The organism is Luteimonas sp. MC1572 (genome assembly GCF_016615815.1).
Taxonomy (GTDB): Bacteria; Pseudomonadota; Gammaproteobacteria; order Xanthomonadales; family Xanthomonadaceae; genus Luteimonas.
Genome location: NZ_CP067112.1, coordinates 772460 through 790131 on the forward strand (window position 1 = coordinate 772460; position 17672 = coordinate 790131).

Annotated in this window: 19 protein-coding genes and 1 pseudogene; 16 read left to right on the forward strand and 4 right to left on the reverse strand. The window is 67.6% G+C overall.

The window, feature by feature from the left end; all coding sequences use genetic code 11:
* Positions 1 to 46: 46 nt before the first annotated feature.
* From petA to JGR64_RS03570, 5 genes and pseudogenes are all read left to right on the forward strand, one after another.
* Positions 47 to 682 carry a ubiquinol-cytochrome c reductase iron-sulfur subunit gene (gene petA, locus JGR64_RS03550; protein WP_199375194.1) on the forward strand — a complete coding sequence of 212 codons (636 nt, stop codon included), beginning with the start codon at positions 47 to 49 and terminating at the stop codon, positions 680 to 682.
* Positions 683 to 685: 3 nt separating this feature from the next.
* Positions 686 to 1945, forward strand: a complete 1260-nt coding sequence (locus JGR64_RS03555) for a cytochrome bc complex cytochrome b subunit (RefSeq protein ID WP_199375195.1) — start codon at positions 686 to 688, stop codon at positions 1943 to 1945.
* Positions 1938 to 2693 carry a cytochrome c1 gene (locus JGR64_RS03560; protein WP_199375196.1) on the forward strand — a complete coding sequence of 252 codons (756 nt, stop codon included), beginning with the start codon at positions 1938 to 1940 and terminating at the stop codon, positions 2691 to 2693. Before JGR64_RS03555 ends, JGR64_RS03560 begins: the two co-directional genes overlap by 8 nt.
* Positions 2694 to 2778: 85 nt before the next feature.
* Complete coding sequence (locus JGR64_RS03565) at positions 2779 to 3414, forward strand: glutathione S-transferase N-terminal domain-containing protein (RefSeq protein WP_199375197.1); 636 nt, start codon at positions 2779 to 2781, stop codon at positions 3412 to 3414.
* A gap of 49 nt (positions 3415 to 3463) precedes the next feature.
* Positions 3464 to 3907, forward strand: a pseudogene (locus JGR64_RS03570) (ClpXP protease specificity-enhancing factor); the annotation flags it as partial.
* 53 nt (positions 3908 to 3960) lie between these two features.
* Here JGR64_RS03570 and JGR64_RS03575 read toward each other — a convergent pair.
* Entirely contained in the window at positions 3961 to 4293 is a 333-nt protein-coding gene (locus tag JGR64_RS03575; RefSeq protein WP_199375199.1) for a DUF3301 domain-containing protein, read from the reverse strand.
* Between the two features lie 104 nt (positions 4294 to 4397).
* Here JGR64_RS03575 and JGR64_RS03580 point away from each other — a divergent pair, with 104 nt between their 5' ends.
* Positions 4398 to 4880, forward strand: a complete 483-nt coding sequence (locus JGR64_RS03580) for an FHA domain-containing protein (RefSeq protein WP_199375200.1) — start codon at positions 4398 to 4400, stop codon at positions 4878 to 4880.
* Here JGR64_RS03580 and nadC read toward each other — a convergent pair.
* Both nadC and JGR64_RS03590 read right to left on the reverse strand, forming a co-directional pair.
* Positions 4877 to 5737 carry a carboxylating nicotinate-nucleotide diphosphorylase gene (gene nadC, locus JGR64_RS03585; RefSeq protein WP_199375201.1) on the reverse strand — a complete coding sequence of 287 codons (861 nt, stop codon included), beginning with the start codon at positions 5735 to 5737 and terminating at the stop codon, positions 4877 to 4879. The genes JGR64_RS03580 and nadC overlap by 4 nt on opposite strands.
* A complete protein-coding gene (locus JGR64_RS03590) occupies positions 5734 to 6003 on the reverse strand; it encodes a Trm112 family protein (RefSeq protein ID WP_199375202.1) in 270 nt (89 codons plus the stop codon). The genes nadC and JGR64_RS03590 overlap by 4 nt, the downstream gene beginning before the upstream one ends.
* Before the next feature lie 56 nt (positions 6004 to 6059).
* Between JGR64_RS03590 and purE the strand changes: the two genes are divergently transcribed.
* Together purE and JGR64_RS03600 are read left to right on the forward strand one after the other, a co-directional pair.
* On the forward strand, positions 6060 to 6566 hold the full coding sequence (purE, locus tag JGR64_RS03595) for a 5-(carboxyamino)imidazole ribonucleotide mutase (protein ID WP_199375203.1): 507 nt from the start codon (positions 6060 to 6062) through the stop codon (positions 6564 to 6566).
* 34 nt (positions 6567 to 6600) lie between these two features.
* Positions 6601 to 7743: a 5-(carboxyamino)imidazole ribonucleotide synthase gene (locus tag JGR64_RS03600; protein WP_199375204.1), complete on the forward strand. Its 1143-nt coding sequence runs from the start codon at positions 6601 to 6603 to the stop codon at positions 7741 to 7743.
* Here the strand turns inward: JGR64_RS03600 and JGR64_RS03605 are convergent.
* Positions 7736 to 8323 (reverse strand): Fe-Mn family superoxide dismutase, encoded by a 588-nt coding sequence (locus JGR64_RS03605; protein ID WP_199375205.1) that lies wholly within the window; start codon positions 8321 to 8323, stop codon positions 7736 to 7738. The two genes, JGR64_RS03600 and JGR64_RS03605, sit on opposite strands and share 8 nt — an antisense overlap.
* A gap of 73 nt (positions 8324 to 8396) precedes the next feature.
* Between JGR64_RS03605 and grxD the strand changes: the two genes are divergently transcribed.
* The 8 genes from grxD (at position 8397) to JGR64_RS03645 (ending at position 17622) form a co-directional block, all read left to right on the forward strand.
* Positions 8397 to 8723, forward strand: coding sequence for a Grx4 family monothiol glutaredoxin (gene grxD, locus JGR64_RS03610; protein ID WP_199375206.1), 327 nt, complete (start codon positions 8397 to 8399; stop codon positions 8721 to 8723).
* Complete coding sequence (locus JGR64_RS03615) at positions 8720 to 9472, forward strand: SDR family NAD(P)-dependent oxidoreductase (protein ID WP_199375207.1); 753 nt, start codon at positions 8720 to 8722, stop codon at positions 9470 to 9472. The genes grxD and JGR64_RS03615 overlap by 4 nt, the downstream gene beginning before the upstream one ends.
* Entirely contained in the window at positions 9469 to 10068 is a 600-nt protein-coding gene (locus tag JGR64_RS03620; protein WP_199375208.1) for a MarC family protein, read from the forward strand. Before JGR64_RS03615 ends, JGR64_RS03620 begins: the two co-directional genes overlap by 4 nt.
* A 242-nt stretch (positions 10069 to 10310) precedes the next feature.
* Positions 10311 to 13676 carry a TonB-dependent receptor gene (locus JGR64_RS03625; RefSeq protein ID WP_233348376.1) on the forward strand — a complete coding sequence of 1122 codons (3366 nt, stop codon included), beginning with the start codon at positions 10311 to 10313 and terminating at the stop codon, positions 13674 to 13676.
* Positions 13677 to 13801: 125 nt separating this feature from the next.
* Positions 13802 to 15190 (forward strand): nucleotide 5'-monophosphate nucleosidase PpnN, encoded by a 1389-nt coding sequence (gene ppnN / locus JGR64_RS03630; RefSeq protein WP_199375209.1) that lies wholly within the window; start codon positions 13802 to 13804, stop codon positions 15188 to 15190.
* 190 nt (positions 15191 to 15380) lie between these two features.
* Positions 15381 to 15917: a GspH/FimT family pseudopilin gene (locus JGR64_RS03635; RefSeq protein ID WP_199375210.1), complete on the forward strand. Its 537-nt coding sequence runs from the start codon at positions 15381 to 15383 to the stop codon at positions 15915 to 15917.
* On the forward strand, positions 15914 to 16390 hold the full coding sequence (pilV, locus tag JGR64_RS03640) for a type IV pilus modification protein PilV (RefSeq protein ID WP_199375211.1): 477 nt from the start codon (positions 15914 to 15916) through the stop codon (positions 16388 to 16390). The genes JGR64_RS03635 and pilV overlap by 4 nt, the downstream gene beginning before the upstream one ends.
* Positions 16387 to 17622 (forward strand): PilW family protein, encoded by a 1236-nt coding sequence (locus tag JGR64_RS03645; RefSeq protein WP_199375212.1) that lies wholly within the window; start codon positions 16387 to 16389, stop codon positions 17620 to 17622. The genes pilV and JGR64_RS03645 overlap by 4 nt, the downstream gene beginning before the upstream one ends.
* The last annotated feature ends 50 nt before the right edge of the window (positions 17623 to 17672 follow it).

A 17672-nucleotide genomic window follows, 5' to 3' on the forward strand; every position in this document is an offset into this window, starting at 1 on the left:
GTGGCAGCCAATTGATCAGCGACCAGACGGTTTTTCGGAGTGGCGGATGGGCAATGAAGGGGTTCTGGATCCTGTCGAGGGGGGCTCGGTCGATCACGGCCGTCGCCGCTTCCTGACAGCCACCACTGCAGTGGTCGGCGCCGTGGGCGCGGGCGTCACCGCGGTTCCGTTCATCAAGTCGTGGTTTCCCAGCGCGCGAGCCCAGCTCGCCGGCGCGCCGGTGACCGCCGACATCAGTGCGCTCGCCGAGGGCCAGCGCCTGATCCTGGAGTGGCGCGGGCAGCCCATCTGGATCGTCAAGCGCTCGCAGGCCATCCTCGCCGCGCTGCCGACCCTTGATGACCAGCTGCGCGACCCGCAGTCGGAGAACGTGGAACAGCAGCCGGAGTACATCCGCGCGGCCAATCCCGAGCTGCGCTCGCTCAAGCCGGAGATCTCCGTGCTCGTGGGCCTGTGTACCCACCTTGGCTGCTCGCCGGAAATGGTCGCCGAGATCCGCCCCGCGCCGTTCGACGCCAACTGGAAGGGCGGCTACTTCTGTCCCTGCCACAAGTCGAAGTTCGACATGGCCGGCCGCGTGTACCAGGGCGTCCCGGCGCCGACCAACCTCGTGGTGCCGCCGCACCATTTCACCGATGACAACACCATCGTCATCGGTGTCGACCCGCAGGGGGCCGCGTAAGCCATGTCGAACGTGATCACGCGCACCGCCAACAACGTGATGGACTGGGTCAACGAGCGCGCGCCCGGCATGATGCCGATGTACCGCAAGCACATGACCGAGTACTACGCGCCGAAGAACTTCAACTTCTGGTACTACATGGGCTCGCTGGCCATGCTGGTGCTGGTCAACCAGATCGTCACCGGCATCTTCCTGACGATGCACTACAAGCCGTCCGCCGCCGAGGCCTTCTCGTCGGTGGAATACATCATGCGCGACGTGGAGTGGGGCTGGCTGATCCGCTACATGCACTCCACCGGCGCATCGCTGTTCTTCATCGTGGTCTACCTGCACATGTTCCGCGGGCTGATGTACGGCAGCTACCAGAAGCCGCGCGAGCTGGTGTGGATCCTCGGCATGCTGATCTACCTGGTGCTGATGGCCGAAGCCTTCCTCGGCTACGTGCTGCCATGGGGCCAGATGTCGTTCTGGGGCGCCAAGGTGATCATCTCGCTGTTCGGCGCGGTGCCCGTCATCGGCACCGGGCTGACCGAGTGGATCATGGGCGACTACCTGCCCTCGGATGCCACGCTCAACCGTTTCTTCGCCCTGCACGTGATCGCCCTGCCGCTGGTGCTGCTGTTGTTGGTGGTGCTGCACCTGGGCGCGCTGCACGAGGTCGGGTCCAACAACCCCGACGGCGTCGACATCAAGAAGGGACCCAAGGGCAACCGCTGGGATCCCAACAAGCCGGCCGACGGCATCCCGTTCCACCCGTACTACACGGTGAAGGACCTGGTGGGCGTGGGCTTCTTCCTGATGATCGCCGCCTTCATCATCTTCTTCGCCCCGGCGTTCGGCGGCTGGTTCCTCGAGCATGACAACTTCACCGAGGCGAACCGCCTGGTGACGCCCGCGCACATCAAGCCGGTCTGGTACTACACGCCGTACTACGCGATGTTGCGCGTGGTGCCGCACAAGCTTTCCGGCGTGCTGGTGATGTTCGGTGCGATCGCCATCCTGTTCCTGGTGCCGTGGCTCGACCGCTGCAAGGTCAAGTCGTACCGCTACCGCGGGCTGATGTCGAAGGTCCTGCTCGGCCTGTTCGCGATCAGCTTCGTGTGGCTCGGCAAGATCGGCGCCGGTCCCGGCACCGACCCGGTGGAAACCATCATCGGCCGCGTGCTGACCTTCTTCTACTTCGCTTTCTTCATCACCATGCCGCTGTGGACCAAGATCGACAGCACCAGGCCGGTTCCGGAACGGGTGACGACGCATGACTAAGCCGATTGCCACCCTGCTCGGGCGCGCCGCCGCGTTCGCGGGCGCCATGTTGCTGTCGTTCTCCGCGCTGGCCGCCAGCGGTGGCCCGGTGCAGCAGGCAGGTACCGACCTGGGCGACCAGGGTTCTCTGCAGCGCGGCGCCAAGCTGTACATGAACTATTGCTCCGCGTGCCACTCGCTGAAGTACATGCGCTACTCGCGCATGGCCGAGGACCTCGGACTGACCGAGGAAGAGGTGATGGAAAACCTCAACTTCACCGGCGCCAAGTTCGGCGAGCAGATCCTGACCGCCATGCCGGCCGCGCAAGCCGGCGGCTGGTTCGGCACCGCGCCGCCCGACCTCAGCGTGATTTCGCGCGTGCGCGGCAGCGACTGGATCTACAGCTACCTGAAGTCGTTCTACATCGACGAGTCGCGTCCGCTGGGCTGGAACAACACGGTCTTCCCGAACGCGTCCATGCCCAACGTGCTGTGGGAGCTGCAGGGCATCCAGCGCCCCATCCACGGCGATCGCGACGCGGCCACCGGCGAGCCCACCATTGCCAGCCTGGAGGTGTCCACCCCGGGCAGCCAGGATGGCGTGGCGTTCAACCAGACCGTGCGCGATATCACCGCTTTCCTCGAGTACGCCGGCGAGCCCGCCGCCCTCAAGCGCCAGAGCATCGGTGTATGGGTGATGCTGTTCCTTGCGCTGCTCACGTTCCTCGCCTGGTTGCTGAAGAAGGAATACTGGCGGGACGTGCACTGACGGGAAGGAAACCGGGCGACCGCCTGCGAGGGGCAGGCGGCGTCGTTGCGGCCGGCGGAATCCGGTCGCGGGAGAAGATCCGATGATGGCTGCGAGTCCGCGCATGCGTAACGCCCTGACGCTGTTTTCTTCCGCCGACGACGTCCTGTGCCACCGTGTCCGCCTGGTGATGGCGGCCAAGGGCGTGGCCTACGACCTGATCATGGTCGATCCGCAGAGTCCTCCCGAGGACCTGCTGGACCTCAACCCCTACCACTCGGTCCCGACCCTGGTCGAGCGCGACCTCGTGCTGTACGCCTCCAGCGTGGTCACCGAGTATCTCGATGAACGGTATCCGCACCCGCCGCTGATGCCGGTGGATCCGCTTTCGCGAGCCCGGCTCCGCCTGGCGATGCTGCGCATCGAGCACGACTGGGTCCCCCAGGTGCAGGCCATCCAGGTGGGAAGCAAGGCGCAGGCCGATGCCGCCCGCAAGCGCCTGAAAGAGCTGGTGACCGCGTCCGTGCCGTTGTTCCAGGCCAGCAAGTTCTTCCTCAACCCGGAGATGAGCCTCGCCGACTGCGCGATGGCGCCGATCATCTGGCGGTTGCAGGCGCTGGACATCCCGCTGCCCAAGGATGGCAAGGCGATCGAGGATTACGGCAACCGCATCTTCCGCAACCCGGGTTTCGCGCGCAGCCTCACGCCGCAGGAACGCCACCTGCGCGACCTGCCGACCTGAGGTCGATGGCGCGCGGTAAACTGCGCGCATGAGTAACGACGCACCCGTGATGACCAGCCACCGCCCGTACCTGCTGCGGGCGCTCTACGAATGGATCGCCGACAACGGCATGACGCCGCATCTGCTGGTCGATGCCATGCAGGCGGGCGTGCGCGTACCCGCGCACACCGTCAAGGAAGGTCGGGTGGTGCTCAATGTCGCCGATCGGGCGGTGTCGCGCCTGGAGATGGACAACGACGCAGTGCGTTTCACCGCGCGCTTCGGAGGCGTGAGCCATCCGGTCCTGGTGCCGATTTCCGCAATCCTGGCCATCTACGCGCGCGAGACCGGGCAGGGGATGGCACTACCCGAGGATGTCGCCGGCACCCCGCCGGCCGACGACGCGGACGACAACGGCCTCGGCGCGAGTGACCAGGGCGACACCTCCGACGATGACCCCGACGGACGTCCACCGTCCGATGGCGGAAGTGCGCCACCGCGGCGCGGCCACCTGCGCGTGGTGAAGTAGCCGCGCCAGTCGCGGGCGGAGCGCTCGGCCGGCGCAGATCAGTCCATCTGCTGCAGGGTTTCCACGACCGCGCGGCTCGGTCCGGTGAACGCCACCAGGCGTTCGCCGTGGAATACCATCCGGCCGCGATTGCGGTCGCTGCCCTCGTGGGAGTATTCGAAGCGGAACGTCCGCTCCAGGCCCAGTCGTCCGTCATCGCGCCTGCGCAGGCGCAGGCCGATGGCATGGACGGTCTGGTCGAGCAGTTGCACGCCGGCGGCGTGGCAGGCGTTGCGGCCGACGTCGATGGCGCGCTCGCTGGCGGCGCGGCCGGCATTCCACCACGCATAGGCGAACGCGCCGGCTATCATTAGCAGGATCAGGCTGGGCATAGCTTCGCAATCTGGGGCAAGCCCTTGCTTTGAGCAAGCCTTTGCGTGGGCTTCACGCATGACGCCGCAGTTTGCGCCCCATGAATACCATCCGCCGAGTCGACATGTCCCCCACCTCCTTGGCGATCGCAACCGGCGATGGCGACTCCACGCTTGCCACTGTGGTGCGACCGGCACTGCCACGCTTCGTGCTGCGCGGCGTCGGGGGCGCGGGCTTCGGCCGCACATTCGCGCTGGTAGGCCCGACCGTGCTGGGGCGCGCGCCCGATTGCGGAATCCACCTCGATCACCCGGGTGTGTCGCGGCAGCACGTGCGGCTGACGCCGACCAGTGAAGGACTGCTGGTGGAGGACCTCGGTTCCACCAATGGCTGGCTGCTCAACGAGGTGGTTCAGCAGCGCGCCTGGGCACGTCATGGCGACGAGCTCGGCTTCGACGTGCTGCGCTTCCGCGTGGTCGCGCCGGGGGCGGTTGGCGCACAGCCGGCTCCGTTGCGCAAAACGCCCTCAAAGACTTCGGCATGGCCGTGGATGGCCGTGTTCGCCGTGCTGGGCGCGGTGGCGGCGCTGGTGTTGCTCCTGCGCTAGGCGGGGGGCGGCCCGAGCTTCAGCGAAAGGTCGACCGCGCGTACGTGCTTGGTCAGGCCACCGATCGAGATGCAGTCGACGCCGTCCTCGGCGATCGCGCGCAGCGCAGCCAGGTCAACGCCGCCTGATACTTCCAGCGGGATCCGGCCGGCCGTGATCCGCACCGCCTCGCGGCGGGTGGCGGCGTCAAAATCGTCGATCAGGATGCGGTCGCAGCCCGCGGCCAGCGCGTCAGCCAGTTCGGCAAGCGTCTCGACCTCGACGATCAATGGCAACTGTGGCTGGCTTGCGCGCGCGACGGCGATGGCCGCGGCGATCGAGCCGGCCGCACGCACGTGGTTTTCCTTCAGCATCACCGCGTCGTACAGCCCCATGCGGTGGTTCTCGCCGCCGCCCACACGCACGGCGTACTTCTGCGCCAGGCGAAGGCCCGGCAGCGTCTTGCGGGTGTCGAGGATGCGCGCGCGCGTGCCGCGCACGGCCTCCACGTGTGCGGCGACCGTGGTCGCTGTGCCGCCGAGGGTCTGCAGGAAATTGAGCGAACTGCGTTCGGCACTGACCAGTGCGCGCGTCCGACCGGCAAGCGTGGCGAGCACCGTGCCGGCGCGGACATGGTCGCCTTCGGCCACGCGCCAGTCGATGGCGACGCCGGGATCGAGCGCGCGATGGCAGGCGTCGAACCACGGCCGCCCGCAAACCACGGCGTCCTCCTTGCACAGCAGGTAGGCGACTTCGGGTGCGTCGGGCAGCAGGGCGGCGGTGACGTCGCCGGCACCGATGTCCTCGGCGAGCGCGCGTGCGACGTCGGCCGCGACCACGTCGGCCGGCGGCGGATCGAAGCGCACGCCAGCACTCATGCCTTCGGGAAATCCGCAGCCTGGGCGGTGGCGATGGCCTCCTCGACCAGCAGCACCGGAATGCCGTCGTCGATGCGGTACACCGTGCGGCGGTCGCGCGTGACCAGGGCCTCGCGCAACGGCTCGGCCTGCGGCGACTGGTCGCCGCGCAGCAGCGCGCGGGCGGCGATGGCGCGGTTCAGGGACTCCAGGCCTGCCGGCTCCAGCAGCGCCAGCGACTGGCGCGTGGCGGGGCAGACCAGGATGTCGAGCAGCTTGCGATCCATGGCGATACGTCTCGGCGTGGGCCCGCTAGAATACGTCTTTGCCACGGGGGACGGCCATGACCGCCATCCACACCTCGCCCGTCGTGGGCATCGTGATGGGTTCGCGTTCCGACTGGGACACGATGCAGCACGCCGCGCAGCGGCTCGAAGCACTGGGCGTCGCCCACGAGGTCCGCGTGGTGTCCGCGCACCGCACCCCGGACGTGCTGTTCGAATACGCCGCCAGCGCGCGCGCGCGCGGCCTGAAGGCGATCATCGCCGGGGCCGGCGGCGCCGCACACCTGCCCGGCATGCTGGCGTCCAAGACGCCGGTACCCGTGCTGGGCGTTCCGGTGCAGTCGAAGGCGCTCAACGGCATGGATTCGCTGCTGTCGATCGTGCAGATGCCGGCGGGAATTCCGGTGGCGACGTTTGCCATCGGCAACGCCGGTGCCGCCAACGCCGCGCTGTTCGCGGCGGCGATGCTGGCAGCGGCCGGAGATACCGCTGTGGCGGCGGCGCTCGACGCGTTCCGCCAGCGCCAGACCGACGACGTCGCGTCCAACGACGACCCGCGGCAATGAGCGCCCGACGCCACGGCGCCGCGCGGCCGGCGCGATGACCACCGTCGGCATCCTCGGCGGCGGGCAGCTGGCGCGGATGATGGCGCTGGCCGGCGCGCCGCTGGGCCTGCGCTTTTCCGTGATGGACACCAGCGCCGACGCCTGCGCTGGGCAGTTCGCGCCGCTGGTGGTCGGCGACTACCGCGACCAGGCCGCGCTCGCGGAGTTCGCCGCGCGCATCGATGTCGCCACCTTCGATTTCGAGAACATTCCCGCAGCCTCGGCGCAGTGGCTGAGCGAGCGCGTGCCGATGTTCCCCAATCCGCGCGCGCTCGGCACCAGCCAGGACCGCTTGGCGGAAAAGACCCTGTTCCGCGCGCTGGACATCCCGGTGCCCGCCTTCGTGGCTGTCGCGACCCGCGACGAGCTTGACGCCGCCATCGCGACCGTCGGCGCGCCCTGCATCCTGAAGACCCGGCGCCTCGGCTATGACGGCAAGGGCCAGTACCGGATGCGCGCCGCCAGCGATGCCGACGCGGCCTGGCAGGTGCTCGGTGCGCAGGCGACCAGCGTGGGCCTGATCCTCGAGGCCTTCGTGCCGTTCGAACGCGAGCTCAGCGTGGTCGCCGTGCGCGGCCGCGACGGCACTTTCGCGACCTGGCCACTCACCGAGAACTGGCACGTCGACGGCGTGCTTTCGGCAAGCCTGGCGCCCGCGTCGGTAGCGCCGGCGATCGAGGCGTTGGCCGTCGCGCATGCCCGCGCACTGGCGGAAGCGCTCGACTACGTGGGTGTGTTCGCGCTGGAACTGTTCTGCCGCGACGGCGTGCTGCTGGCCAACGAGCTGGCGCCGCGTGTGCACAACTCCGGCCACTGGACCATCGAAGGCGCGGAGACCTCGCAGTTCGCCAACCACCTGCGTGCCGTGCTCGGGCTGCCGCTCGGCGCGACCCGCGCGCTGGGGCAGGCCTGCATGCTCAACTGGGTCGGCGAGATGCCGCCTTGCGAGGCCGTGCTGGCCGAAGCCGGCGGCCATTGGCACGACTACGGCAAGCAGGCACGCCCGGGGCGAAAGGTCGGGCATGCAACCCTGCGCTCCGATGACACGGAAGACCTCGCCCAGGCGCTCATCCGCGTAGGCGCGGCGCTCGGTCGCGAAACCCAGGTGGCGCCGGTGGTCGCGCGCCTCCTTACTTGAGGTTCGACGCCGCGAAACCCCAATCCGCCACGTTCCAGAACGCTTCGATGTACTTGCCGCGGGCGTCGCGGTAGTCGAGGTAATAGGCGTGTTCCCAGAGGCTCAAGGCGAGCAGCGGGCGGTCGTCACCGGTGATCGGCGAGGCGGTGTTGGCAGTCTGCACCAGCGCCAGCTTGCCGTCCGGTCGCTGCACCAGCCACAGCCAGCCCGAGCCGAATGTGGAAGTCGCAAGCGCTGCGAAGCGCTCGCGGAAGCGGGCCACGTCGCCGAAACGCAGTTGGATGGCGTCGGCCAGCGCGCCGCGCGGCTCGCCGCCGCCACCGGCCGCGGCCGGTTTCATGCAGCGCCACTGGAATGCGAGGTTCCAGGCCTGTGCGGCATGCTGTTGCAGACGGCCCTGCGCCCCGCGCACGATCTCCTCGAGCGTGGCTTCGGCCATGCCAGCCGCGGGTGCCAGCGAGTTCACCGCATCGACGTGCGCGCGGTGGTGGCGACCATGGTGGTGGTCCAGCGTTTCGCCCGAGATATGCGGCTCGAGCGCGGTGCGGTCGAAGGGCAGGGCGGCGAGTTCGATGGGCATGGCCTTACAATACCGCGATCACAGTCCCCCGCATGCGGGCCCGCGCGGCCTGCAGCGCATTGCCGGAGCCACCATGGCGATCATTGAACGCATCCAGGCCGAAATCGACGGCCACCCCATCGTGCTCTTCATGAAGGGCACCCCGCAGTTTCCGATGTGCGGGTTTTCCAGCCGCACGGTGGGCGCCCTGCGCGCAGCCGGTGCGGACATGGCGGCGCTGCACACGGTCAATGTGCTGGAAGAGCCGGAGATCCGCGCCAACCTGCCTCGCTTCTCCAACTGGCCGACCTTCCCGCAGCTGTTCATCCACGGCGAGCTGATCGGCGGCTGCGACATCACGCTCGAACTGCACGAGTCCGGCGAGCTGGCACGCATGGTCGCGGAAACGCAGAAGGCGTGAGCGCACACGCGGCCGACGACGGGGCGCCCGCCGCGCTGGCTGGCCGCGTGGTGCTGGTCACCGGCGCCGCCGGTGGGCTTGGCGCGGCCGCCGCGCACGCCTGCGCGCGCGCGGGCGCGAGCGTGGTGCTGCTGGGCCGCAAGGTGCCGAAGCTCAACCGCGTGTACGACGCCATCGCCAATGACCCGGCCGGGCTTCCGGAACCTGTGAATTACCCCTTCGACCTTGCCGGGGCGGGCTTAGAGGACCACGCGGAACTGGCCGCGCGCATCCAGGCCCAGCTCGGCCGACTCGATGGCGTGCTGCACTGCGCCGCCGACTTCGCCGGCCTGACCCCGCTCGAACACACCGACCCGGCGGCATTCGCGCGCGCCCTGCACGTCGACCTCACCGCGCGCTGGTGGCTCACCCAGGCCTGCCTGCCGATGCTGCGCCAGGCGTCCGACAGCGCCGTGGTGTTCGTGGTCGACGATGCCGCGCCCGACGCGGCCTATCGCGGCGCCTATGGCATCGCCCAGCAGGCCCAGCTTGCGTTGCTGGCCACGCTGCACGCCGAGCTGGCGACTTCACCGGTGCGGGTCTCCGCCCTGCGCCCGGGCCCGATGCGCACTCCGCTGCGCGCGCGGGCCTACGTCGAGGACCAGGACCTGCGGGCGCGCGATCCGGCGCGTTACGCCGACGCCTGCGTGCACCTGCTCGCGCCCGCGGGCGTCGCGCATCGCGGCCAGGTCTGGGCGCCGACGCCATGACCATCGCCTCTGCGGCGCTGCTGCTGTTCCTGATCCTCGACCCGCTGGGCAACATCCCGGTGTTCCTGAGCATGCTGCGGACGCTCCCGCCGCACCGCCAGCGGGTGGTGCTGGCGCGCGAGCTTCTGATCGCGCTGGCGGTGCTGATGATGTTCCTGTGGGGCGGCAAGTACGCGTTGGAACTGATGCACCTGCGCCAGGAGTCGGTGTCGATCGCTGGCGGCATCGTGCTGTTCCTGATCGGCCTGCGGATGATCTTCCCGCCGCCGGAAGGACTGATGGGGGAGCTGCCGGGCGGCGAGCCGTTCATCGTGCCGATGGCGATCCCCCTGGTCGCCGGCCCCTCGGGCATGGCGGCGGTGATGCTGATGGGCACCCGGGAACCCGATCGCCTTGGCGAATGGAGCCTGGCGTTGTTCCTTGCATGGGCGGCAACGGCAGCGATCCTGTTTTCGGCCACCTATCTCTACAAATTGCTGGGGATCCGTGCCCTGATCGCGGTCGAGCGCCTGATGGGCATGCTGCTGGTGGCGATCTCGGTGCAGATGCTGCTGGACGGTGTGGGCAGCTACCTGGCCAGCCTGCCGGGCGGCTGAGCCTCACGTTCGCTCAATCACTTGCGGGCCAAGGCTAAGTCATTGCTTGAGCTGGAAACTTGTGCTCCGGCCGCGCCGGGCGAAAGCGTCATATGACTGTCATCACGGCCAGCTAACGTGTTAATCTGTTGTTAACCCGTGGGCCGCCGCAGCGGCCCTCGGCGTGTGGGGACCCTCTACATCTTTCGCCTGCCGTGCCCGGTCTACGGGCCGAAATTTCCTTGCCTACCAAGAGTCCAGCCATGACCCGTCGCAATGCCTTCCGTGTGTCGAAACTGTCGCTCGGCCTGATCGCCGTGCTTGCCGCTGCACCTGTCTTCGCACAGAGCACGTCCGCCGGTGTCGGCGGCCTGGTCACCAGCAGCGACGGCCAGCCGGTGGTCGGTGCCGAAGTGGTCATCACGCATATCGAATCGGGCACCGTGAGCCGTGCCACCACGGATGCCAGCGGCCGCTACAACGCGCGCGGCCTGCGCGTCGGTGGTCCGTACGAGGTCACGATCACCAAGGCGGGCGCCGGCACCAAGACGGAAGACAACGTCTACCTGGCGCTGAACCAGATCGGCACGGTGAACGCAGCGCTCACCGGCGACGTCACCACGCTCGGCACCGTGACCGCGATCGGCGTCGGCTCGGAAGTGTTCAGCGCCTCGAAAATGGGCTCGGGCACCTCGGTCAGCCAGCAGCAGATCAAGGCCCTTCCGTCGGCGAGCGGCAACATCCAGGACTACATCCGCCTGGATCCGCGCATCGCGTTCACCGACCGCGCCTCGGGCAGCATCACCGCGGGCGGCATGAACCCGCGCTTCAACAAGATCACCATCGACGGCGTGTCGGCCAGCGACACCTTCGGCCTGGAAGGCAACAACATGCCGACCCAGCGCCAGCCGGTGTCGATGGAAGCCATCGAAGCCCTCGACATCAACCTGTCGAGCTACGACGTGAGCCTGTCCGGCGCCGCCGGCGCGAACATCAACGCCGTCACCAAGTCGGGCACCAACGATTTCCGCGGCTCGGTGTACGGCTACTACCGCGACGGCGACTGGTTCGGCGAGCACCCGCTCACCGGTGCCGAGTTCTCCGAGTTCTCCGAAGAATCCACCTTCGGCGCGACGTTCGGCGGCCCGCTGGTCAAGGACACGCTCTTCTTCTTCGTGAACTACGAGAAGTCCCAGCGCGGCAAGCCGAGCCCGGATCTCGCCAACAACCCGGTCATGCGTACCGACGGCGACTTCGACGCCGACGACCTGGCCGAAGTGCAGCGCATCGCGCGCGACATCTGGGGCTTCGAGCCGGGCGGCACCACCGGCAACGGTGACACCGAGCTCGAGGAATATGCGATCAAGCTCGACTGGAACATCAACGAAAACCACCGTGCCAACGTCCGCTACAGCAAGCTGGAGCAGAGCAAGGTGCGGCCCGAGGGCTCGAGTTCCACCGCGCTGGCCCTGAGCTCGAACTGGTTCACCCACAACAAGACCGTCGAGAGCGTCGTCGGCCAGGTGTTCAGCGACTGGAGCGACACCTTCTCGACCGAGTTCAAGGTCTCGCACCGCGACTATTCGGCGATCCGCGTCACGCCGACCACGGCACCCGCCATCCAGGTCTATTTCGAGGACGGCAACCCGAGCAACTTCCCGACCGCGGGCGACTTCATCCGCCTGGGCACCGAGCGCAGCTCGATGGGCAACGCGCTGCTCACCAACACCTGGGATTACTCCGGCGCGGCCACCTGGACGGTGGGCGACCACGACATCCGGTTCGGCGGCGAGTACAGCGACAACGAGATCTACAACTACTTCCTGCAGGATTCGTGGGGCAACTACAGCTTCTACCTGCCGTCGCGCAACGCCGCCGGCGTGCGTGACTACGGCGCGCTTATCCGTGGCGAGTATTTCGATTACGACCTCCAGTACCAGACCGCCCCGGGCTCGGTGCCGGCGCAGTACAGCAACCGCAACATCGGTCTGTTCCTGCAGGACACCTGGTACGTGAACCACAACCTCACGCTGACCCTTGGCGTGCGTGCGGACAAGCCGTCGGCCAGCCCGCAGCCGGCCTTCAATCAGGTGTTCGCCGGCCCGCAGACGATCGATCCCGTCACCGGTCGCTGGACCGGCGGCTTCGGGCTCGACAACTCGCGCACCTACAACGGCGACTTCATCGTCCAGCCGCGCTTCGGCTTCAACTACACCTTCGACAGCGACCGCCCGACACAGATGCGCGGTGGCGTGGGCCTGTTCCAGGGTGACGCGCCGCAGGTGTGGGTGAGCAACGCCTACCAGAGCACCGGCCTGAACTACATCGCCTATTCGAACTACCGCAATTGCGCCTACACGGGCCCGGCGCCCTCGGGCCCGAACGCCACGTGCCTGACGTCGCCGTTCAACCCCGATGGCCTGAATCCGACCATCCCGCCGTCGGCCAGCGCCAACCGCAACATCAATGTCATCGATCCCGACTTCGAGCTGCCGTCGGTGTGGAAGGCGAACCTGGCGATCGACCACGAACTGCCGTGGGGCGGCCTTGTGGCGTCGGCGGAACTGCTGGTCAGCAGCGTCAAGAACGGCCTGTTCTACCGCAGCCTGAACGTGGGTCCGGGCTTCACCGGCCCGGACGGCCGTACGCTGTACTGGAACCCGAACAGCGTGCGCCCGTTCGGCAACACCGCCAACCCGACTGCGGCCAACCCGGCCAACCCGGCGCGCTACAACAACAACAGCTTCTTCGGTGATGCCTTCCTCCTCGAGAACACCGACGAGGGCCGTGGCCAGCAGTTCACCGTGTCGCTGGCCAAGCCGTTCGGCGAGGAAAGCGACTGGTCGTGGAGCCTGGGCTATACCTACACGAATGCCGAGGAAGTGGGCGCGCTGACCAGCTCGACCGCCAGTTCCGGCTTTGGCGGCCAGTACGGCTTCAACATCAATGAGCCCTCGGCGACCACCGCGCGCTACGAGATCAAGGACCGCTTCAGCGGCTCGCTCAACTGGAGCCATGCGTTCTTCGGCGACTACAAGACGCAGGTCGGCATGTTCTACGAGGGCCGCAGCGGTCGCCCGTACAGCTACATCTTCGCGGGCGACGCCAACGGCGACAACCGCACGTTCAACGACCTGTTCTACGTGCCGTCGGGCCCGGGCGACGTCAAGTTCGGCGCGCTTTCCACGACCGGCGTCTTCACCGCGAATCCCGCCATGGAGGCTGCGTTCTGGTCGTGGCTCGGTGCGCAGGACGGCCTGCAGGCTTACAGCGGCACCTATGCGCCGGAGAACGGTTTCCGCGCTGGCTGGGTGAATACGTTCGACGTGCGCTTCAGCCAGGAACTGCCGGGCTTCTTCAAGGGCCACAAGTCGCAGCTGTGGGTCGACGTGCAGAACATCGGCAACCTGATCAATGACGACTGGGGGCACATCGTCGACTACGGCTTCAACGGCAACGTCGCCGCCGCCACCCTGGTCGGCATCCACGAAGGCAAGTACGTCTACGGCTACCGCAGCGGCACGGAGTTCGGCCAGGCTTCGGCGCTTGCCGTCCCGACCGATGCGGACTCGCAGACGAACGGCATCTCGCAGTGGTCGGTCACCGTGGGTCTGAGGTACGACTTCTGATCCAGCGACACCACGCGTGACATTCGGAACGGCCGGGCTTGCCCCGGCCGTTTCCGTTTGCGCCATCGCCTGCGCTAGAGTCTTCGCCCTGAACGACGACGACAACAATAAGAAAGAGAGGTCCCATGAATGACACCTTGAAGCCCGAGAGCATCCTTCCCACCGTCGATGCGCGCATCTACCCGCGTGGCGGCCTCGACGTGCTCTCGCGCGAGGAAGTCGCACGCCTGAAGGACGCCTCCGCCGGCGGCCTGCACGACCTGCTGCGGCGCTGCGCGCTTGCCGTGCTGACCAGCGGCAGCGCGTCGGACGACCCGCGCGCCGCCCAGGAGATGTACCCCGACTTCGACATCCAGGTGGCGCAGCAGGACCGCGGCGTGCGCATTGAACTGAGCAACGCCCCGGCCATGGCCTTCGTGGACGGCGAGATCATCCGCGGCGTGGCCGAACTGCTGTTCGCCACCGTGCGCGACCTGGCCTACATGTCGATCGAGCTCGGCCCCGAGTACGCCAAGGACCTGGAATCGTCGGCCGGCATCACCGATGCCGTGTTCGGCCTGCTGCGCAACGCGCGCCTGCTGTATCCCACCGATCCCAACCTGGTCGTGTGTTGGGGCGGCCACTCCATCGGACGCGACGAATACGAGTACACCAAGCTGGTCGGCTACGAGCTCGGCCTGCGCGGCCTCGATATCTGCACCGGTTGCGGCCCCGGCGCCATGAAGGGCCCGATGAAGGGCGCCAATATCGCGCATGCCAAGCAGCGCCAGCGCCGCCCGCGCTACATCGGCATCACCGAGCCTGGCATCATCGCCGCCGAATCGCCCAACCCGATCGTCAACAACCTGGTGATCATGCCGGACATCGAGAAGCGCCTCGAAGCGTTCGTGCGCATCGGCCACGGCATCATCGTGTTCCCGGGTGGCGTGGGCACCGCCGAAGAGATCCTCTACCTGCTCGGCCTGCTGTTGCGCGAAGAGAACATGGAGCTGCCGTTCCCGCTGATCCTCACCGGCCCGGTCGCCGCCGCGCCGTACTTCGAGCAGATCGACCGCTTCATCCGCCTCACCCTCGGCGACGCCGCCACCGAGCGCTACGAGATCATCATCGGCGACCCGCAGACCGTCGCGCGGCGCATGGTCGAAGGCGTCAAGCGCGTGCGCAGCTCGCGCATCGCGCACAAGGATTCGTTCTACTTCAACTGGGGCCTGGAGGTGCCGCTGCCGTTCCAGCAGCCGTTCGTGCCGACGCATGAGGCCATGGCGGGGCTGGACCTGCACCACGGCCGCAAGCCGCACGAGCTGGCCGCTGACCTGCGCCGGGCGTTCTCGGGCATCGTCGCCGGGAACGTGAAGGAAGACGGCATGCGGCGGATTGAGGCGTTCGGGCCGTTCCAGATCCACGGCGACAAGGACATGATGGAGTCGCTGGATGCGTTGCTGCGGGCGTTCGTGGAGCAGCGGCGGATGAAGATCAGCGGGGAGTACCGGCCTTGTTATGAGGTGGTGACGTGAGGGGCTGCGTCGACCGCTCAAAGCAGGCGTGACGGACCTCACGCAATGGCATCGACAGATTTGCGCGGTTGGTCCCGCGGGTCCATCCCGCCGGACGCTCATGTCCGTGATCTGACCGTTGGTCCGCCGGGCGCTTGCGCCAGCGGGGGGGCGCAGTAGGCTGGCACCTTCCGGGGAGGATGGGTCGATCATGCGCGCCAGGGGCTTCACGCTCGTCGAGTTGTTGGTCACGATCGCGATCCTCGCGATCCTCATCGCCATCGCGTTTCCAAGCTTCCAGGGCTCCCTGCGCACCAATCGCGTGGCGGGGACGAACAACGAACTGCTGGCAAGTCTGTCGCTGGTCCGCTCGGAGGCGATTCGCAGCGTGCGCGGGGGCGGCATCTGCGCAAGCTCGCAGGGGACGGAATGCGATGGCACGTGGAGCAATGGCTGGATCGTCTGGCAAGACGTGGAGGGCGGAACGCCGGCCACGTTTGACGAAGGAACCGACGTCATCGTGCGCCACGTCAATGCGCGCGAAGGGGTCGACGTCGCCCTGGTCGACATCGGCGGAGTGGCGGTGACTGGCGTCGGGTTCGATACGCGAGGCCGGCCGATTGCCGCCGCCATGCCACTTGCCTGGACGCTGACCCCCGGCAGTTGCCCAACCGGCAGCGAGTTCGTGCGAAGCATCCAGATGACCGTTGTCGGGCAGACCAAGACGCTGAAGGGAGCATGCCCATGAGGCACATCGGCCACATCCGCCGTGCGGGACAGCAGTCGCAAGGCGGCTTCTCGCTGATCGAGGTCCTGATAGCGCTCGTCATCCTGGCAATCGGGTTGCTGGGCCTTGCATTGCTGCAGACGATGAATCTGCGCTACACGAAGAGTGCGGAGCAGCGCACCAAGGCGGTCAACCTTGCCAGCGCCATTCTGGACACCATGCGGACCAATCGAAGCGAGGTGGCGGCCTACGTCGTCGATGACGCCGATTTCGCCGATGTCGACCCCGTTGGCGGCTGCAGTCGCGATGCGGCACTTGACGCCGCAAGCAATATCGCGCGCTGGATGTGCGAAGTGAAGGAGGCGCTCGGGCCGGAGGCCACCGGTGCGATCGTGGTGGCCGGATCGACGGTACGGGTGCAGTTGCGTTGGTCCGAAGACAACCTTCCACTGCTGGCCGATGGTGCGGAGATCACGCTGGAGACGGTGCTATGAACTGGAAGCGTCCCCAGGCGGGCGTCACGCTGATCGAACTTCTCATCGCTCTCGCGATCGGCTCGCTGTTGATCCTGGGCCTGGTACAGGTATTCGCGGCTTCGCGTACCGCCTACCAGCTGTCAACCGGCCTGGCACGCGCGCAGGAAAACGGGCGGTTCGCCCTCGACCTACTGCAGCGCGACGTGCGCATGGCGGGGCACTCGGGGTGTGTGAACGATCAGGCGCGCTTCCTGCCCGAGAACATCACGCCCTCCCGCCCGGCACTGGTCTCCACCTTCCTGACGGCGGCCAACCAGGCTTCCGGCAACTACGCGCAACCGGGCTTGCACGGGGCTCTTCGCTTCGACAAGGCGATCGAAGCGTACGAAGCCGTCGGGACCGCCACCGGCGATACCCTTGTGCTTCCCGCGACGTTCACCGCGGCGCTCACGTCGGGCGAGTGGTCGCCGGCGTTGCCTGCGCAGCTGTTCACTGACCTCAATCGGCCGGTGCCGGGCAGCGACATCCTGATCCTGCGGAATTTCTCGCCCACGGGTGCGCAGGTCACGTCGTTCACCGCCGGAGACCCCGCGACGATCCTCTTCGAGGCCGCGCACTCCGTGCGCCTTTCCGAGGGCGTGGCCGAGCCGCACCTGCTTGCCTTGGCGGACTGCATGGGCGCGGCGGTGTTCAAGGCCGACTACGTCACGTTGGGCGCCGGGAGCATGACGGTTGCCAGCGGCGCGGGCAACGTAACGCCGTTGGGCACGCTTCCGCTGGCGGCCGGGCAGGCGATGCTCTATCGCGCGGACAGCCTCGTGTACTACGTGGGCCTCAACGCCCAAGACGTTCCGGCCATGTACCGCCTGCGCTACCTGATGACTGCCGCAGGTGCGGTCCAGGCCGTGAACGAGGAACTGGTGGAAGGCATCGAATCCATCCAGCTCCGGTTTGGCCAGGACAGCTTCACCGGGGCGGGTGAGCGGCCGTCCGGGAATATTGGCCAGAGCGCGGTCGCGGACGAACTGGTCGGCGCGAACTGGGAAGACGCCTGGCGCCGCGTCGGCCTGGTACAGCTCGGACTCATTGCGAGGAGTTCGGAGCCTGCCGCCGCAGGGCAGCGCGACGTTTCGGCCGTCACGCCGCCGCTCTCCGCGCTGGGCGTTACCGTCACCGCGCCATCCGACACCTTCTATCGCACGGTTTACGAAGATTCGATTGCGCTTCGCAATCGACTGTTCGGCAACTGACTGGAAAACAAGCCATGCCACGATCCCATCCAGCCAAGCAGTCAGGCGCC

Excerpts from the sequence above, each read along its gene's own strand:
- petA (WP_199375194.1), top strand. The coding sequence starts at position 47 with ATGGGCAATGAAGGGGTTCTGGATCCTGTCGAGGGGGGCTCGGTCGAT.
- JGR64_RS03555 (WP_199375195.1), top strand. The coding sequence starts at position 686 with ATGTCGAACGTGATCACGCGCACCGCCAACAACGTGATGGACTGGGTC.
- JGR64_RS03560 (WP_199375196.1), top strand. The coding sequence starts at position 1,938 with ATGACTAAGCCGATTGCCACCCTGCTCGGGCGCGCCGCCGCGTTCGCG.
- JGR64_RS03565 (WP_199375197.1), top strand. The coding sequence starts at position 2,779 with ATGGCTGCGAGTCCGCGCATGCGTAACGCCCTGACGCTGTTTTCTTCC.
- JGR64_RS03575 (WP_199375199.1), bottom strand. The coding sequence starts at position 4,293 with ATGCCCAGCCTGATCCTGCTAATGATAGCCGGCGCGTTCGCCTATGCG.
- JGR64_RS03580 (WP_199375200.1), top strand. The coding sequence starts at position 4,398 with ATGTCCCCCACCTCCTTGGCGATCGCAACCGGCGATGGCGACTCCACG.
- nadC (WP_199375201.1), bottom strand. The coding sequence starts at position 5,737 with ATGAGTGCTGGCGTGCGCTTCGATCCGCCGCCGGCCGACGTGGTCGCG.
- JGR64_RS03590 (WP_199375202.1), bottom strand. The coding sequence starts at position 6,003 with ATGGATCGCAAGCTGCTCGACATCCTGGTCTGCCCCGCCACGCGCCAG.
- purE (WP_199375203.1), top strand. The coding sequence starts at position 6,060 with ATGACCGCCATCCACACCTCGCCCGTCGTGGGCATCGTGATGGGTTCG.
- JGR64_RS03600 (WP_199375204.1), top strand. The coding sequence starts at position 6,601 with ATGACCACCGTCGGCATCCTCGGCGGCGGGCAGCTGGCGCGGATGATG.
- JGR64_RS03605 (WP_199375205.1), bottom strand. The coding sequence starts at position 8,323 with ATGCCCATCGAACTCGCCGCCCTGCCCTTCGACCGCACCGCGCTCGAG.
- grxD (WP_199375206.1), top strand. The coding sequence starts at position 8,397 with ATGGCGATCATTGAACGCATCCAGGCCGAAATCGACGGCCACCCCATC.
- JGR64_RS03620 (WP_199375208.1), top strand. The coding sequence starts at position 9,469 with ATGACCATCGCCTCTGCGGCGCTGCTGCTGTTCCTGATCCTCGACCCG.
- JGR64_RS03625 (WP_233348376.1), top strand. The coding sequence starts at position 10,311 with ATGACCCGTCGCAATGCCTTCCGTGTGTCGAAACTGTCGCTCGGCCTG.
- ppnN (WP_199375209.1), top strand. The coding sequence starts at position 13,802 with ATGAATGACACCTTGAAGCCCGAGAGCATCCTTCCCACCGTCGATGCG.
- JGR64_RS03635 (WP_199375210.1), top strand. The coding sequence starts at position 15,381 with ATGCGCGCCAGGGGCTTCACGCTCGTCGAGTTGTTGGTCACGATCGCG.
- pilV (WP_199375211.1), top strand. The coding sequence starts at position 15,914 with ATGAGGCACATCGGCCACATCCGCCGTGCGGGACAGCAGTCGCAAGGC.
- JGR64_RS03645 (WP_199375212.1), top strand. The coding sequence starts at position 16,387 with ATGAACTGGAAGCGTCCCCAGGCGGGCGTCACGCTGATCGAACTTCTC.